The sequence below is a fragment of the Phenylobacterium glaciei genome, from assembly GCF_016772415.1.
GTDB classification, from domain to species: Bacteria; Pseudomonadota; Alphaproteobacteria; order Caulobacterales; family Caulobacteraceae; genus Phenylobacterium; species Phenylobacterium glaciei.
Genome location: NZ_JAGSGD010000001.1, coordinates 3,208,714 through 3,223,696 on the forward strand (window position 1 = coordinate 3,208,714; position 14,983 = coordinate 3,223,696).

13 protein-coding genes are annotated in these 14,983 nt (G+C 69.6%); 3 read left to right on the forward strand and 10 right to left on the reverse strand.

The window, feature by feature from the left end:
* Positions 1–46: 46 nt before the first annotated feature.
* The 8 genes from JKL49_RS15795 to JKL49_RS15830 form a co-directional block, all read right to left on the reverse strand.
* Positions 47–1,450, reverse strand: a complete 1,404-nt coding sequence (locus tag JKL49_RS15795; protein ID WP_215342842.1) for a sensor histidine kinase — start codon at positions 1,448–1,450, stop codon at positions 47–49.
* Between the two features lie 339 nt (positions 1,451–1,789).
* A complete protein-coding gene (locus JKL49_RS15800; protein ID WP_215341579.1) occupies positions 1,790–2,461 on the reverse strand; it encodes a response regulator transcription factor in 672 nt (223 codons plus the stop codon).
* A 30-nt stretch (positions 2,462–2,491) separates the two neighbouring features.
* Positions 2,492–4,054, reverse strand: coding sequence for a Do family serine endopeptidase (locus JKL49_RS15805; protein ID WP_215341580.1), 1,563 nt, complete (start codon positions 4,052–4,054; stop codon positions 2,492–2,494).
* Positions 4,055–4,190: 136 nt separating this feature from the next.
* Positions 4,191–4,637: a cytochrome c-type biogenesis protein gene (locus tag JKL49_RS15810; protein ID WP_215341581.1), complete on the reverse strand. Its 447-nt coding sequence runs from the start codon at positions 4,635–4,637 to the stop codon at positions 4,191–4,193.
* Positions 4,634–6,595, reverse strand: a complete 1,962-nt coding sequence (locus tag JKL49_RS15815) for a heme lyase CcmF/NrfE family subunit (RefSeq protein ID WP_215341582.1) — start codon at positions 6,593–6,595, stop codon at positions 4,634–4,636. The genes JKL49_RS15810 and JKL49_RS15815 overlap by 4 nt, the downstream gene beginning before the upstream one ends.
* Positions 6,592–7,092 carry a cytochrome c maturation protein CcmE gene (gene ccmE, locus JKL49_RS15820; protein WP_215341583.1) on the reverse strand — a complete coding sequence of 167 codons (501 nt, stop codon included), beginning with the start codon at positions 7,090–7,092 and terminating at the stop codon, positions 6,592–6,594. The genes JKL49_RS15815 and ccmE overlap by 4 nt, the downstream gene beginning before the upstream one ends.
* Positions 7,089–8,171 carry a c-type cytochrome biogenesis protein CcmI gene (gene ccmI, locus JKL49_RS15825; RefSeq protein WP_215341584.1) on the reverse strand — a complete coding sequence of 361 codons (1,083 nt, stop codon included), beginning with the start codon at positions 8,169–8,171 and terminating at the stop codon, positions 7,089–7,091. Before ccmI ends, ccmE begins: the two co-directional genes overlap by 4 nt.
* A 228-nt stretch (positions 8,172–8,399) precedes the next feature.
* The gene (locus JKL49_RS15830; protein WP_215341585.1) at positions 8,400–9,380 is read right to left on the reverse strand and encodes a hypothetical protein; all 981 of its coding nucleotides are present in this window, start codon (positions 9,378–9,380) and stop codon (positions 8,400–8,402) included.
* Positions 9,381–9,980: 600 nt separating this feature from the next.
* Here JKL49_RS15830 and JKL49_RS15835 point away from each other — a divergent pair.
* The 3 genes from JKL49_RS15835 to JKL49_RS15845 all read left to right on the forward strand — a co-directional run bounded on the left by JKL49_RS15835 (position 9,981) and on the right by JKL49_RS15845 (position 12,504).
* On the forward strand, positions 9,981–10,592 hold the full coding sequence (locus JKL49_RS15835; protein WP_215341586.1) for a hypothetical protein: 612 nt from the start codon (positions 9,981–9,983) through the stop codon (positions 10,590–10,592).
* A gap of 704 nt (positions 10,593–11,296) precedes the next feature.
* Positions 11,297–11,659 carry an argininosuccinate lyase gene (locus tag JKL49_RS15840; RefSeq protein WP_215341587.1) on the forward strand — a complete coding sequence of 121 codons (363 nt, stop codon included), beginning with the start codon at positions 11,297–11,299 and terminating at the stop codon, positions 11,657–11,659.
* 56 nt (positions 11,660–11,715) lie between these two features.
* Entirely contained in the window at positions 11,716–12,504 is a 789-nt protein-coding gene (locus JKL49_RS15845) for a methyltransferase domain-containing protein (RefSeq protein ID WP_215341588.1), read from the forward strand.
* 9 nt (positions 12,505–12,513) lie between these two features.
* Here the strand turns inward: JKL49_RS15845 and JKL49_RS15850 are convergent, their stop codons facing one another.
* The gene (locus JKL49_RS15850; protein WP_215341589.1) at positions 12,514–13,407 is read right to left on the reverse strand and encodes a phytanoyl-CoA dioxygenase family protein; all 894 of its coding nucleotides are present in this window, start codon (positions 13,405–13,407) and stop codon (positions 12,514–12,516) included.
* Between the two features lie 118 nt (positions 13,408–13,525).
* Positions 13,526–14,902 carry a hypothetical protein gene (locus JKL49_RS15855; RefSeq protein ID WP_215341590.1) on the reverse strand — a complete coding sequence of 459 codons (1,377 nt, stop codon included), beginning with the start codon at positions 14,900–14,902 and terminating at the stop codon, positions 13,526–13,528.
* Between the last annotated feature and the right edge of the window lie 81 nt (positions 14,903–14,983).

The window sequence follows — 14,983 nt, forward strand, 5'->3', positions numbered from 1 at the left end:
CCGGCCTGCGCCGGGATGAGCGGTGGGGGTGCGATAGCGCATACCCCTACCCCGCCCGCGGCAGGATCAGCGCCACCCGCAGGCCGGGGCCGATCTCGCCGACCTTGCCGGGGCCTTCGGCCAGCTCCAGCCTCCCGCCGTGGGCTTCGGCGACGGCGCCGACGAGGGAGAGGCCGAGGCCCGCGCCGGGTTGGCTGCGGCTGTTTTCGAGGCGGACGAAGCGTTCGACCACGCGGGGGCGGTCTTCCTCGGGCACGCCGGGGCCGGTGTCGGTGATGGAGAACTCGATCTCGCCCGAGGAGCGGCGGCGCACGCGCAGCATGATGGCGCCGCCGGAGGGGGTGTATTTCACGGCGTTGTCGAGCAGGTTGGCCAGGGCCTGGGCCAGAAATTCCTGGTTGCCGCGCGCCTGCAGGCCGTCGGCCATCTCGGCCTTGAAGTCGAGGCCGGCGTCCTCGCACAGGGGCTCGTACAGTTCGGCGATGTCGGCGGCGAGCTGGGCGGGGTCGAAGAGGATCTGGTCCGGGGCTGAGCCCGCGGCCTGCAGGCGGGCGATGGCCAGGACCGCGCCGAAGGTCTTCAGCACCCCGTCGGTGTCTTCCAGGGCCTGGCCGAGCGCCTGTTCCGGGTCGCCCTTGCCGGCCTCGACGTCGAGATAGGCCACCTCCAGCCGCGCCCGCAGACGGGTGAGCGGCGAGCGCAGGTCGTGGGCGATGGCGTCGCCGGCGTGGCGGTGGCCGGCCATGGAGCGCTCCAGCCGGTCGAGCATCTCGTTGAGGCCTTCGGCCAGCTCGTCGAACTCGTCGCGGGTTCCGCGCACGGGGGCCCGCGCGCCGAGGTCGCCGTTGCGGACGGCGGTGACCACGTCGGTGAGGCCGGCCATGGAGCGGCTGACATTGCGGCTGACCAGCACCCCGCCCATCAGGCCGAGCACGACGACCAGGGTGCCGGCGCCGCGCAGGGCGTTGACGATCTTGCCCACATAGGCCTGGTCTTCACTGACGTCGGCGCCGACGAACAGGATCTCGCCGCCCTTGAGGTGCTCCTGGAAGCCGCGGGCCGGGTGTTTGATCGGGCGGCCCTGGGGGTCGAAATCGGTGACCGAGAAGCTGGCGCGGGCGGGGACGGCGTTGATGTCCTCCAGGGGCGACTCGGCGATGGAGCCGGAGATGCGCGTGCCGTCGGGCTTCATCAGCAGGTAGAGGAAGGGCCGCTCGCTGGCCGCCCGCTCGATCAGCGACTGGTTGACGGCGTCGACCCCGGCCCGGTCATAGGCCGCCACCAGGGAGTTCATCTCCCGCGTGATGTCCTGGTCGGTGCGCCGCGTCGCCTCGCCGGCGGTGGCGACATAGATATAGGCCAGGAAGGCGCTGGCCGCGGCGCCGAACAGGGCCAGGAACAGCAGGGTCAGCCGGAAGGGCGTCGTGCGGAACAGCCGCGGGAGGCGCATGCCGGGGGCCATCAGGATGCCGCTTCTACGGTCCTTCTCCCCTTGTGGGAGAAGGTGGCCCTGCGGAGCAGGGTCGGATGAGGGGTCGCGCCGAACTGTCCCTTTGATCCGTCATCCTCGGGCTTGTCCCGAGGACCCATAAACACCGCGGTGAAGATAGGGCTCTGCGGCGACGCCTGGGCGATCTGCGGCAAGACGGAGATCATGGGTCCTCGGGACGAGCCCGAGGATGACGAGCTTATAATGGATAGGGTTTTCGACCCCTCATCCGACCGGTCTCCGACCGGCCACCTTCTCCCGCAAGGGGAGAAGGAGAGCGAAGGAGTCGCCATCGGAGCCCTACGGCTCCAGGCGGTAGCCCGCCCCGCGGACGGTCTGCAGCATGGCGCGGTCGAAGCCCTTGTCGATCTTGGAGCGCAGGCGCGAGACGTGGACGTCGATGACGTTGGTCTGGGGGTCGAAGTGGTATTCCCAGACCTTCTCCAGCAGCATGGTCCGGGTCACCGACTGGCCGGCGTGACGCATGAGGAATTCCAGTAGCTGGAACTCCCGGGGCTGGAGGTCGATCTCCTTGCCCTGGCGGTGCACGGCGCGGCCGATGAGGTCCATCTCCAGTTCGCCGACGCGGAGCAGGGTCTGGACCGAGCCGGTCTCGCGGCGGCGCGACAGGGCCTCGACCCGGGCGCTGAGCTCGGCGAAGGCGTAGGGCTTGACCAGGTAGTCGTCGCCGCCGGCCTTGAGGCCCGCCACGCGGTCGTTGATCTCGCCGAGCGCCGAGAGGAACAGCACCGGGGTCTGGTCACCCTCGCGGCGGATGGTCTCCACCAGGGTGACTCCGTCCATTTTGGGCATCATGCGGTCGACGATCATCACGTCGAACTCACCGTCGCGGGCGACCGTGAGGCCCTCCTCCCCGTCGGCGGCGCGGACGCAGGTGTGGCCGCCCTCGGTGAGGCCGCGGTCCATGGCCTCGGCCGCCTCGAGGTCGTCCTCGACGATCAGAATCCGCATTGCCTCACCCCTTGAAGAATCCCCGGCAGCTTAGCCGGAAACCTTGATCGGCAGGAAGGTGGTGCGGCCGGCGCGGTAGACACCGATCAGGATGCTGGGACGGCCGCCCTTTTTCGCGGCTTCGACGGCGCTGGAGAACTCAGACGCCGTGGTGACGGGGCGACCGCCGGCCACGGTGATGACGTCACCCTTGCGCAGACCGCGCTGGGCGGCGTCGGAGGACTGGTCGACGCTGTCCACCACCACGCCGCGCAGGGGGGTGTCGATGTTCAGGCGGGTGCGGGCCGCCTCATCCAGGGGCGAGAGCTTGAGGCCGAGGACGGCGGGCAGCGAGGCCGAGGGACCGGCGGTCCCGCCGGAGCTGCGCGGGCTGCCGGTGTTGTCGTTGGCGGCCAGCTCCTTCTCGGTGGGGCGCACGCCCGAGCGGATGTCGACGGTCTTGCGCTTGCCGTCGCGGAGAACCTCGACGTGCAGGGTGTCGCCGGCCTGGGCCTTGGCGACTTCGCGGGTCAGTTCCGAGGAGGTCTTCACGGTGACGCCGTTGACGGCCACCACCACGTCGCCGGGGACCAGGCCGGCCTTGGCCGAGGGGCCGCCGGGGACCAGGTCGGCGACGATGGCGCCCTTCTGGCCCGACATGCCCTGGGCTTCCGCCATCTCGGTGGTGAAGTTCTGGATCGAGGCGCCGATATAGCCCCGGGTGATCTTGCCGCCGGCGATCAGCTGCTTGGTGATGGCGTCGGCCACGTCGGCGGGGATGGCGAAGCCGATGCCCACCGAACCGCCCGAGGGGGAGAAGATCGCGGTGTTGACCCCGATCACCCGGCCATAGACGTCGAAGGTCGGGCCGCCGGAATTGCCCCGGTTGATGGGGGCGTCGATCTGGATGTAGTCGACGAAGGTCTCGCCGATGTCACGGCCATAGGCCGAGATGATCCCGGCCGTGGCGGTGCCGCCCAGACCGAAGGGGTTGCCGACGGTGATCACCCAGTCGCCCACGCGGGGCTTGGCCGAGTTCTCGAAGTTCACGAAGGGGAATTTGTCGCCCTTGACCTTGAGGACGGCCAGGTCGGTGCCCTCGTCGCGGCCGACCACGACGGCGTCCAGCTCGCGCTCGTCCTTGAGCACGACCTTGATCTCGTCAGCGTTCTCCACGACGTGGTTGTTGGTGACGATGTAGCCGTCGGAGGAGATGAAGAAGCCCGAGCCCGAGGACTGCTGGGTGGGCAGGCGGGGCTGGCCCTTTTCGGTCGTGCCGCCCTTGTCGCCGTCCTCGCCGTCCGCGCCATCCGGCTGCGAGCGGGGGACGATGTCGAAGGGCAGGCCGGGGATCTGGCGGCGCAGGGAGGCGGCGTCGACTTTGGAGGTGACGTTGATGGAGACCACCGCGGGCGACACCTGCTCGAAGATGTCGGCGAAGGACAGCGGCGCGCCAGGAGGCGGGGCGAAGATCGGCGCGGTGGACGCCTTCAGCAGCATCGAGCGGTCGAGGGTGGCGTCGGGCCTGCCGACACCGGCGCCGGCCACGGCGGCGGTGGCGATGCTGACGCCGGCGATGGCGCCCCAGAGATAGCCGTTCTTCTTCGAGGTCATAATGCCTTCAATTTCCCTGTGGGCCCTGTCGGGTCCCAACAAACCTAGGTTCGATGCCTTAGAGCGCAACCTGCGTGCAAGTTACGTTTAGGTCACGCTGCGCGCAGCAAGGCGACCGATGTTGGGCGCAATCGTGTCACGTCTGGTCCTTGTCGGCGAGATCGGCGACGCGGGCCGCCTCGTCCTGGGAGAGTTCAGCGTCCGGGCGGGGGGTGCGAAGGTTCCTCAGCCACAGCAGTAGGCCGAGGGTCACCACCAGGAAGGGCGCGCCCCACAGGGCGCCATTGCCCCACGAGAAGGCCGGCTTCAGCAGCACGAACTCGCCGTAGCGGTCGGTGAGGTAGGTTTTCACCTGGCCGTCGGACTTGCCGGCCGCGATCTGGTCGCGGACCAGGCGGCGCAGGTCGCCCGCCAGCTCGGCCTGGGAGTCGTCGATGGACTCGTTCTGGCAAACGAGACACCGGACCTGGGCGAAGATCGCCCGGGCGCGGGCCTCCTGGCCAGGGTCGGGCAGGCGCTCGGCGGGATCGGAGGCCGCGGCCATGCAGAAGACCGCCGCCAGCAGGAGCAGCAGCTTCTTCATTCGGCGATCGCCCGGCGGCCCACGGCCAGCCGCAGGCGGCGGTCGGAGAGCGAGATGAGGCCGCCCAGCGCCATGATGGCGGGGCCCAGGAAGATCAGCAGGGCCCAGGGGTTCCAGTAGGCGCGCACCAGCCAGACCTCGCCGTCGCGGCGCTCGCCCAGCACGATGTAGAGGTGGCTCGTCCCCTTGGTGCAGATGGCCACCTCCGAGGTGGTCTGGCCGCCGCTGGGGTAGAAGCGGCGCTCGGGCCTGGCGACGCAGGCCACGGCGCCGGCCTTGCGGGCGGTGATGGTGGCGCGCTCGGCGTCGTAGTTGGGGCCGTCGACGCCCTCGATCCTGTCCAGGGTCAGTTCATAGGCGCCGACATTGAGGGTCTGACCCAGCGACAGGGTCTCGGCGGCCTCCGACTTCCAGCCGGTCTCGAAACAGGCGCCCAGGACGAAGACGCCGAGGCCCAGGTGGGCGAAGGTCATGCCCCAGGCGCCGCGCGGCAGGCCGGTGAGGCGGCGGAAGGTCTCGGCGGCGGAACCCCGGAAGGCGCGGGTCCGCTCGGCCAGCTCCACCAGGGCGCCGAGGATCAGCCAGGCGCCCATCGCCAGACCGGCGCTGGCCAGCGCCTTGCGGGGGCTGACCAGGGCGAAGGCCAGCAGGCCTGCGCCCGCCGCGATCAGGGCCGCGACCCAGAGGCGCTGGGCGGCGCCCAGCGCATCGGCCCGCTTCCAGGCCAGCAGGGGGCCGGCGGGCAGCAGGATCAGCAGGGCGGCCATCAGCGGGGTGAAGGTGAGGTTGAAGAAGGGCGGGCCCACCGAGATCGCCTCCCCCGTCGCGGCCTCGCGGATCAGGGGATAGAGGGTGCCCAGCAGCACGGTGACGGTGGCGGCCGCCAGCAGGATGTTGTTGAGCACGAGCGCGCTCTCACGGCTGACGGGGGCGAAGACGCCGCCGGGGCTGAGCGCCGGGGCGCGCCAGGCGAAAAGGGCGAAACCCGCGCCCGCCGTGACCCCCAGGATCATCAGCAGCAGGACGCCGCGGGTCGGGTCGACGGCGAAGGCATGGACGCTGGTGAGCACGCCCGAGCGCACCAGGAAGGCGCCCAGCATGGAGAAGGTGAAGGCCGACAACGCCAGGAAGATGGTCCAGCCGGCCAGCGCCCCGCGCTTCTCCGTCACGATGGCCGAGTGCAGCAGGGCCGTGGCGATCAGCCAGGGCATGAAGCTGGCGTTCTCGACGGGGTCCCAGAACCACCAGCCGCCCCAGCCCAGTTCGTAATAGGCCCAGAAGGCGCCGAGCGTGATGCCGACGGTGAGCAGGCTCCAGGCCATCAGGGTCCAGGGCCGCACCCAGCGGGCCCAGGCGGCGTCGGCGCGGCCCTCCACCAGGGCGGCGACGGCCAGCGAGAAGACCACCGACATGCCGACATAGCCCGCATAGAGAAACGGCGGGTGGATCGCCAGCGCCGGGTCCTGCAGCAGCGGGTTGAGGGAGCGGCCCTCGATGGGGATCTGCACCAGGCGCGCGAAGGGGTTGGAGGCGAAGACGGTGTAGGCCAGGAACACCGTGCCCAGCGCGCCCTGGGTGGCCACGGTGACCGCCTTCAGCCCCAGGGGCAGGCCGCGCTTGAAACCCGCGACCGCGGCGCCGAAGCCGGTGAGCGCCAGGCACCAGAGCAGCATGGAGCCCTCGTGGCTGCCCCAGGTCCCGGCCACCTTGTAGAGCATGGGCTTTTCGGTGTGGGAGTTGGCCGCGACATTGGCCACCGAGAAATCGGAGGTGACGAAGGCGTGCATGAGGGCGGCGAAGGCCAGCGCCACGCTGGCGAAGGCCGCGAGCCCAGCGCCGGCCCCCGCGCCGGCCAGCACCGATGAGCGCCGCCAGCGGCCGGCCACGGACAGGCAGACCTGGGCCACCGACAGCACCAGGGCGAGGATCAGGGCGAAGGCGCCGGTCTCGGCGATCATGTGACGGGGGCCTTGGCGGGCGTGTCGTAGCTGGGGGTCTCGCCGTCGCCGCGCCATTCGCCCTGGGCCTTCAGGGCCTTGGAGACCTCACGGGGCATGTAGCGTTCGTCGTGCTTGGCCAGCACCTGCTTGGCCTGGAAGACGCCGTCTTCGCGATAGGCGCCGGTGGCGACGATCCCCTGGCCCTCGCGGAACAGGTCTGGCAGGTCGCCCTGGAACACCACCTTGTCGGCGGCGGTCTGGTCGCGGACCGTGAACTCCACCCGGCCGTCGGGATGCTTGACCACGCTGCCGGTCTGGACGAGGCCGCCCAGCTGGACGGTGCGGCCGGCCGGGGGCTTGGCGGCGGCGGCCTGGCTGGGGGTGTAGAAGAACGAGATGGAGTCCGAGAGGCCCCACAGGGTCAGGCCGACGGCCAGGGCCAGCACCGGGGCGATGGCCGCCAGCAGGGTCAGGCGACGACGCGCCTTGGGGGACTTGGGCAGCCAGCCGCTCATCGCATGGGCTCCGTTGCGGCGGCTGCGGTCAGCGCCTTGAGCAGATCAGGATCGGCGGCGAACCGCTTGCGGGCGGTGGCCAGCGCCGCGTCGCGCTTGGCGCTCTCGCCGAGCACGGCATAGGACTTCACCAGCTTCACCCAGCCCGCGCCGTCGCTGGGGTCGGCTTCGAGCTTGGCCGCGAGGCCCGCCACCATGCCGCGGATGGCGTCCATCTGCGGCGGGGCCGGACGGGTCGAGGGCGCGGGGCCGTTCTCGGCTTCGGAGATGGCCGACGCCAGGGCGCCGCGGCGCGGATCGGTGGCCGGCAGGTCGGCCTGCAGGGCGCGCCAGGCGGCGATCCCGCCCGCCTTGTCGCCGGCCGCGATGCGGGCCCGGGCCAGGTGGAAGCGCGGCACGACGGCCTTGGGATCGAGTTTCAGGGCCCGCTCGAAGGCCGCGGCCGCCTGGGGCGTGACCTCGCCGCCGCCCTGGGCGATCAGGGCCTCGCCCAGCAGCTCCCAGAGGTCGGCGCGTTTCGGCGCCAGCTCGATGGCGTGGCGCAGGGCGCGCGCGCTCCCGGACGGATTGTCGGAGGCGGCATAGGCCAGGGCCAGGTAGTGGAAGCCCTCCACGTCCTTTGGCCGCTCCACCGTCATGGCCTGGAGGACGGCGGCCATTTCAGGGGGCGACAGGGTCGCAGGGTCGGAGGATCGCCAGGTCGCCAGCCGCGACTTGAACGACTGGTCGGGATAGCCGGGCGAGCCGACCCACAGATAGAGCCCCAGCGCCACGAGCGGGACCAGGGCCGCAACGACGAGCACCGGCTTGCGCAGACCCGCGTCGGCGTTCCAGGGCTTGGCCTCCATGTCGGCGGCGTGCAGCAGGCGCCGCGCGGCCTCGGCATGGGCCCCCTTGCGCTCGCCATCGGCGATCAGGCCGCGATCGGCGAGATCGTCGATCTCGCGGAGCTGGCGGCGATAGAGGGCCAGCGTCGGGTCTTGCGACCCGGCGTTCAGCGCGGCTTGCGCGGCGGCGTGCAGGACAAGGCCGGCCGCGGCGGCGGAGATCAGACCGGCGGCCACCCAAAAGGCGATCATGAGGGAGCGTCTAGACGAAACCGCGCGCGAGCGCGAGGTCCGTAAGACGACGCAGCGGCACTATCGGCGGCGGGCTTGGCCGCGCCCATCGCCACAAGGGCGCGGCGGCGGATGACGTCGCCGGCGCGGGGGTCGCGCAGCAGGGGTTGAGGAGTCGGCCCCCGCGCAGGCCTTTGCCGGGACAGTGCGTCCAACTCCTCGCGGAATTAAATGCACTGTCACCGTAACCTAATAGACCCGTTCGAACGTCCACCCCGTGAAGCCGAGCATGATCAGTCCGGTCTCGCGGACCGAGCCGCTCTCCGGAGTCCATCGGTTCAAATAGCGGTAGCGGCCGTGGTCGTTCGCCTCGAGCAGCCAGCGCGAGCCGTCCGTGCCTTCCTGGCAGCCAATCTGCGGCTGCTCAAAGACGCGGCTCGCCGACATTGTGAGGCGAAGCTTGGCAGCCTCCGCGTCCGAGAGCCGCCGATCAACGACTTTCTGCACCCCGCCCGGACTGTAGCCGCCGTGTCCGGATAATTGCTTCGCCCGCAGCCTCCAGCCCCCGTCGGCGGTTTCGTCCACGCGAACGATGACCGGCTGGTGGAAGGTGCGAAGCCAAGTGAAGCGATAGGTCAACGTCGTCTTCGGCGATGTACGAGAGGCTAGGTAGAGCGAGGGCTCCTGAGCGGCGCGCCAAAACTTCTGGTACCATTCCGCCTCAATATCATCGACGATCAAGGTCGGTTCTGTGGCCTCGACGCGGCGCTCGGCGAGACACTGGACGCGCGTTGTTCGGTAGTGGGGCGGGAAATAGTCCTGGCGGGGAAGCCAATCGAAAAGGCCCTCCGCCCCGGCCGCGACGATCATCGTCAGCGCCATGACGCACAGTGTCATCACGAACGCGACTGGCGGGATTCTGATTTCGCCGGCTGGAATCGTGGTTGGCGGCCAACGCGGCGTTGCGATCTCAGCCCTCGACACGCGCCGTGGCGTGACAGCGTGACGACCGATCCCGATGGCGATCTGCGCAATTCGCTCACCGCCCGGACGCGAATGCTCCCACATGTAGCCCGTCACCGCCCCGCTGAACGTGGCTATGGACAGGACTTCTATGTGCAGGCCCGCCCCTATGAGCGCGAGCAGCACCGTGACGAAGCCGGCTCCTCCCAGCCCGCCGATGATCACGTAAGACGCTGTGCTCTCCATGCCGAGGCGGCGTAAGGCCATTCTGCCGGGTACTCCGACGAGTAAGGTGGCGGTCGTAACGAGGCCCAGCGAGACGGGGAAGGCGATCCCGAGCTGTGCATAAAGCGGGAGCGCGTCTGGTGATCTCCAGTGGTCTGAAACGGAAGTATAAATGAGTAGGAGCACCGGGAGTATCGCGGCAGCGAATGTTCCCCAAAACACTGCCTTGAGAAGCCTCGCAGCCATAACCGAGCCCAACTTCGACAAGCTTCAGCGCATAGTCCGCTTTAGCTTTACCGAGCGCAATGCGGAGCCGTTGGGAGGCGCTCAGAGAGTCGCGTAGGGGGTCGCGAGCGGTCCCGAGCAAGGCCGCCGGAAGCAGACATTCCGCCAGATCGCCGGAAACCGGACCCCGCCGACTTTTCCAAAGGGTGGGAAGCGAGCGTTCGAACTGATCTCGGTCAATTTCAAATCTGCGCCAGCAGGCGACCTCGGCATCCTGCCACGAAGCGGACATTGGGGCGCTGCCCCCTCAATCTCTGGAGTTCTTTAGAGTCCCACCAACCCGGGCCGATCTCGCCCGTGGCGTTGCTCCGTGAGCCGGCGCACGCTAACTGGCGCCTGGGATCGGGGGAGAGCGACATGGGGCGGGCAGGTTTTCTCGCAGGGCTGACGCTCGCGAGCGTGTTGATGGGCGCGGGCGCAGCCGAGGCGCAGTCTCGCACGCCAAGCCAGGAGCAGGGCGAGATGGCCCAGGGCCTTCTGTCGCGAACGGAATACTATTGCCTAGGCGCGCCTGACGCTGAACAGACCTTGACGCGGGCAAGGGCCGACGGGTTCGTTTCGCCGCCGGCCTCGTTGGAGGCGGCTATGGCCCAGTCAGGTGGCACAAGCGCCCGGGCCCTGTGGAAGGTCGCCGAGGGGGAGTTGTGGGTCCTGATGGTCGGCACGATCCAGCGACCCGAAGGGCTCGTAGATATCTGCGCGATAGCCGCCCACCCGTCGGTAGATGACATGCCGACGCGGACCGCAGCGATGTTGGGCGTGGGCGCCGCCCAGGCTCTGACCCAGCAGCAGAGTGGTTTCGTCTTCGAGCAGCGGCCCGACGGCACACGCCAGGGGATCCCTATAGGCGAGGCGATGAAACAGTTGCGCGGCCGCAAAGCCCATAGCCTCCGTCTGGTGGCAATCCAGGAAGCGCCGATCCTACCCGGCTCCAAGATGACCGCGGTGATGGTGGCGCGCCTGCGCTAGGCATCGGCCTGCTCCTTCTTGCATGCGTATAAATCAGGGCATTTGAGCCGGTGAGCGCTCCCGTGTGAACGAGGTGAGGCGACGTTAGTCAGCTTTGCCTTCAACGTCCGCTATGGGTCGTCAGCCCGAAGCGCCGTCGCCGCAAACAGCCGTCCTAAATTGCCGGATAGCGGACCCCGTCGAGGTCGCAGATGGGTGGGAAGGAGACCTTGCCCTCCCCTGCGAACGGGCCTCAGCTTGACGTCATGGATCGATACCCCCGTGGACGCCATGCCTTGGTCAACATCATGGTCGCGGCACTGGCTATTTTCCTCATCGCCTTGGTCGGCGCTGCTGGCATCTACAACGGGATGCATCCTGACCGCCGTCCCGATGGAAGTTCATGTTGGAAGATCGGTCGGGCAGCAACGAGTTGCGTAGGACCGCCCGGATTACGGTGACGCGTTATCGATTGCATGGATCGGGACCAGCTTAATTATGTAATTGCTATGCTGTCACCGCATTCACTGATCAAGTTGAGTATTGAATGCTCTGTCACCGGAATGGGGTCGCGGATCATGATTGACAGGGATGCCTGCCCTACGGTTGCCTGGGCTATGAACAGGATGGCGGCGACCGGCGCGCCTTCAGCCTGATGGCGGCCAGGCTCTGGGCGGGCCGCCGCGGGGCGCTTGGCGAGGGGATTTGGAGCATGGGGTCTGGGTATGAGGATTGAGCGTCTGGTCCTGGCCGCCGTCGCGGCCTTCGCCCTGGGGAGTCCGGCGGTCGCGGGCGACCAGGATTTCACCCTGGTCAACGCCACCGGCTACACCCTCAACCAGGTCTTCGTCTCCCCGACCCGGGCCAAGGACTGGGAGGAGGACGTCCTGGGCCGCGACGTGCTGGCGGACGGCGATCGCACGGAGATCACCTTCTCCCGCGACACCGACGCCTGCCTCTGGGATCTGAAGGTGGTCTATGACAACGGGGAGTCCGCCGAGTGGGACGCCCTGAGCCTCTGCAAGATCTCGGTGGCGAAGATCAGCTACGACCGCAAGAGCGGAGACACCTCCGTCGAGGTCGACTGAGGTCTGGGCCCGGGGCGAGACCCCGTGTAGGTCTGGGCCGATCCCTGGAGGCGCCCGTGGCCCAACTGACCTTTGACGCCGCCGCCGCCAAGGCGCTGGAAGCCATCTACCTGACCCCCGATGTCATCGCCCAGCGGGCCCGGGTGCTCGACCTGCTGGCCCCCCAGGCCGGCGAGCGGGTGCTGGATGTGGGCGTCGGCCCCGGCCTGCTGGCCTATGACCTCGCCCGCCTGGTGGGGGAAGGCGGGACGCTGGTGGGGCTGGACCTGTCGCCGGCCATGGTGGCGGCCGCCGCCGAGCGGCTGGCGGCCTTCCCGCAGGCGAGCTGCCGCCAGGCCGACGCCACCGCCCTGGGCGGCCCCGACGCCTGCTTCGACGCGGCGGTCTCCACCCAGGTCTATGAGTATGTCGCCGACATGCCCGCCGCCCTGGCCGAGCTGCGCCGGGTCCTGGTTCCCGGCGGCCGGGCCCTAATCCTCGACACCGACTGGCGCAGTCTCGTCTGGCATTCCTCCGACGAGGCCCGCATGGCCCGTGTCCTGGCCTGCTGGGACGCCCACCTGGCCGATCCGCACCTGCCGGCCCGGCTGGGCCCCCTGCTGCGCGCCGCCGGCTTCACCGTCCGCCGGGTGGAGATCCTGCCCATGCTGTCGACCCGCTGGCAGCCGGTCAGCTATGCCGGGGGCATGATGCGCAGCATCTCGAACTTCGTGCGCGCCAACGCCGAACGCGCCGGTCTGGCCCCCGAGGAGGTCGAGGCCTGGGGAGCCGATCAGCAGGCCCTGATCGCCCGCGACGAATTCTTCTTCAGCCTCAACCGCTACGCCTTCCTGGCCACCTGCTGAGGCGGCGCGTCAGCCGCCGCGCACCTGGGCGTTGATCGCCCCCAGCAACTCGGCCGATCCCAGCTGCGACCCGGCCGCATCGCCGGTGAGGGCGTAGTCCGGCGGCACGACTTCCGGGCCCTCGCCGGGGGGCAGGGGCGGGCTATAGTAGCCCAGGGCGTAGGAGCCCATGGCATAGCCGATCAGCTGCTGCAGCTCGGGGTCCAGGGTCCGCGCGATCTCCGGCGGGCAGGAGAGATACTGGTTCTCCTCCTGGCGCAGCCAGCCCAGGGCATAGGTGATGTTCAGGCCCCAGCGGTCGCTGTCGCCGGTATTGGCCCCGCCGCCGTGGAACACCGTGCCCGTATAGACCAGCACCGAGCCGGCCTTCATCGTCGCCCGGCAGATCTCCTCGGGCCTCGCCTTGCGGTTGTCGGGCCAGTCGATGGAGCCGGGAACGACCTGGGTCGCCCCGTTCTCGGCGGTGAAATCGGTGAGCGCCCAGATGGTGTTGAGCTGCGGCTCGACGCCCTTCAGGTACTGGCCCCAGGCCCAGCGGTCGCGGTGGATCGGCTGGGCCGGCTGGCCGGGCATGATGCGGATGAGCTGGCCCAGGTGCAGCTGGTATCTCGTGCAGTTGGGCAGCAGCACCGCATCGCAGATCGCCCGGATGCGGGGGTCGAGGATGGCTGTGCGGCACCCCGGCGAGCGGGCCACCAGGGCCCCGGTCCGGGTGGTTTTGAACCCGGTGAAGGCGTCCTGACCCGGCTGGGTCGCCGCCACATAGGGCCGCAACTCATCGGCCAGTACGGCGGCCTGCTCGGGCGAAATCACCCCCTCCAGGATCAGGGCGCCGTCACGGTCCAGAACCGCCATCACCGCCGCGATGGGCGCATTGGCCGGCAGGCGCTGGAGGTCAGCCATGTCGTGGTCTCCGTAGGGTCTAGGTCGGGGGCAGCTTAGCCCCGCCGGCGGCGAACTCAACGGCCCGGGCGCCGGCCTCAAGGCGTATCGGAGACCGGGCGGCGCGCGGTCGGCCGGACTAAGCCGCCGCGCTATCCGCGGCCGGCTTGATCGCGCCCAGCGCCGCGGTGGCGCGGCGGCGGATGACGTCGCCGGAGCGGGGGTCGCGCAGCAGGGTCGAGCAGTCGGCGGCGACGGTGAGGAAGGCGCGCGCGATCTCCGGGTCTGCGACTTCGCCCTCGCGGATCAGGGACAGCGCCTCCTCGACGTAATCGTCGATGGTTTCGCCGATCTTCTCCACGGTCTTGGTTCGGCTGGAGGCGAAGCCGCCATAGTTGGCGCTGGAGCGGACAGACTCGATGAAGGTCAGCAGGGTGACGGCGCGGGTGACGGCGATCTCCTCCGGCGGGCCGGTGAAACGGGGCAGGCTCTTCATCGCGCGGGCGACGCGCACCGCGTGGGACGGCAGGGCCGCGCCGATGACCTTGTCGCACTCCCGCAGGCGGCCCTCGACGACGCCGGCCAGGCTTTTCTTCTGCTTCTGGACGCGGCCGCCCCAGCCGCCTTCCTTGCCGAGCTCGACGGAGTTCTCGATCTCGGCGATCTGCAGGGTGATCAGTTCGACGACGGCGCCGGCGTCGCGGCCGGCCTGGGCCCCGCCGGAGAGGTCGAAGCTGACGACCTTGCCGAGGTTCTTGTCGATCTCGTCCATGAGCCGCTCGGCGAAGACCGAGAACTCCGACGCCGCCAGATAGTGTTCGGTCGGGTGGTCCATCACCGCCGAGACGATGCGCAGGATGGTCCAGGGCTCGGCGAGCTGGGCGGCCAGCATCTCGAAGAAGCGGGGGCCGGCGTCATCGGAGATGACCACGGCGTCCTTATAGGCCAGGCGGGCGGCGGCGGCCCGCTCCTCGGTGGTGCGGCTGATCCAGTCGGGCAGCCGCAGGGTGGCCTCGCGGATGATGGGCGCGAGCGCCAGGCAGGAGAGCAGCAGCTCGGCGCCGCCCGCGCGGCTGGCGTCGGCCAGGTCGGCGGCGGCGCCGAAGTCGCGCGGCTCGCGCTCGCGCAGGGCGTCGGCGGCGGCGGTCACCAGGATGTCGAAGGGTTCGGCGGAGCTCTCGTCGGGGCGGTAGTCGGCCAGCGCGCGTTCGGCCCTGACGACCTCGGCCGGGCAGCTGGCCTTCAGGCCATGCCAGATCAGGGCCAGGACACGGGGCGGGAAGCTGATGTGGTCCTTGTCGATCCCGGCCACACACAGGGGCGCGATGGGCGACAGGACAGCGTTGCGCAGGCGGCGGTCGGCGACCTCGGTCTCCACCAGACGGCGGACACCGGCCAGCACCGAGTCACCCGACGCGGCGGCGAGCGCGTTCTGCAGACCGCCCACGACCTTGTCGGGGGCGGACTCCACCAGATGGCGGACAATTTCAATCTTGCGGTCGGACAGACCGGGCATTGCAACGCTCCAGACGCGATCGGGGGCACGCGTCATGGAGAACATGGTTCCAGCCGGGTTAAGGCTTTCCGAAGGCTGAGG

What these genes read in the sequence shown, in the direction of transcription:
- JKL49_RS15795 (WP_215342842.1), bottom strand. Translation starts at nt 1,450, where the DNA reads ATGCGCCTCCCGCGGCTGTTCCGCACGACGCCCTTCCGGCTGACCCTG.
- JKL49_RS15800 (WP_215341579.1), bottom strand. Translation starts at nt 2,461, where the DNA reads ATGCGGATTCTGATCGTCGAGGACGACCTCGAGGCGGCCGAGGCCATG.
- JKL49_RS15805 (WP_215341580.1), bottom strand. Translation starts at nt 4,054, where the DNA reads ATGACCTCGAAGAAGAACGGCTATCTCTGGGGCGCCATCGCCGGCGTC.
- JKL49_RS15810 (WP_215341581.1), bottom strand. Translation starts at nt 4,637, where the DNA reads ATGAAGAAGCTGCTGCTCCTGCTGGCGGCGGTCTTCTGCATGGCCGCG.
- JKL49_RS15815 (WP_215341582.1), bottom strand. Translation starts at nt 6,595, where the DNA reads ATGATCGCCGAGACCGGCGCCTTCGCCCTGATCCTCGCCCTGGTGCTG.
- ccmE (WP_215341583.1), bottom strand. Translation starts at nt 7,092, where the DNA reads ATGAGCGGCTGGCTGCCCAAGTCCCCCAAGGCGCGTCGTCGCCTGACC.
- ccmI (WP_215341584.1), bottom strand. Translation starts at nt 8,171, where the DNA reads ATGATCGCCTTTTGGGTGGCCGCCGGTCTGATCTCCGCCGCCGCGGCC.
- JKL49_RS15830 (WP_215341585.1), bottom strand. Translation starts at nt 9,380, where the DNA reads ATGGCCTTACGCCGCCTCGGCATGGAGAGCACAGCGTCTTACGTGATC.
- JKL49_RS15835 (WP_215341586.1), top strand. Translation starts at nt 9,981, where the DNA reads ATGGGGCGGGCAGGTTTTCTCGCAGGGCTGACGCTCGCGAGCGTGTTG.
- JKL49_RS15840 (WP_215341587.1), top strand. Translation starts at nt 11,297, where the DNA reads ATGAGGATTGAGCGTCTGGTCCTGGCCGCCGTCGCGGCCTTCGCCCTG.
- JKL49_RS15850 (WP_215341589.1), bottom strand. Translation starts at nt 13,407, where the DNA reads ATGGCTGACCTCCAGCGCCTGCCGGCCAATGCGCCCATCGCGGCGGTG.
- JKL49_RS15855 (WP_215341590.1), bottom strand. Translation starts at nt 14,902, where the DNA reads ATGCCCGGTCTGTCCGACCGCAAGATTGAAATTGTCCGCCATCTGGTG.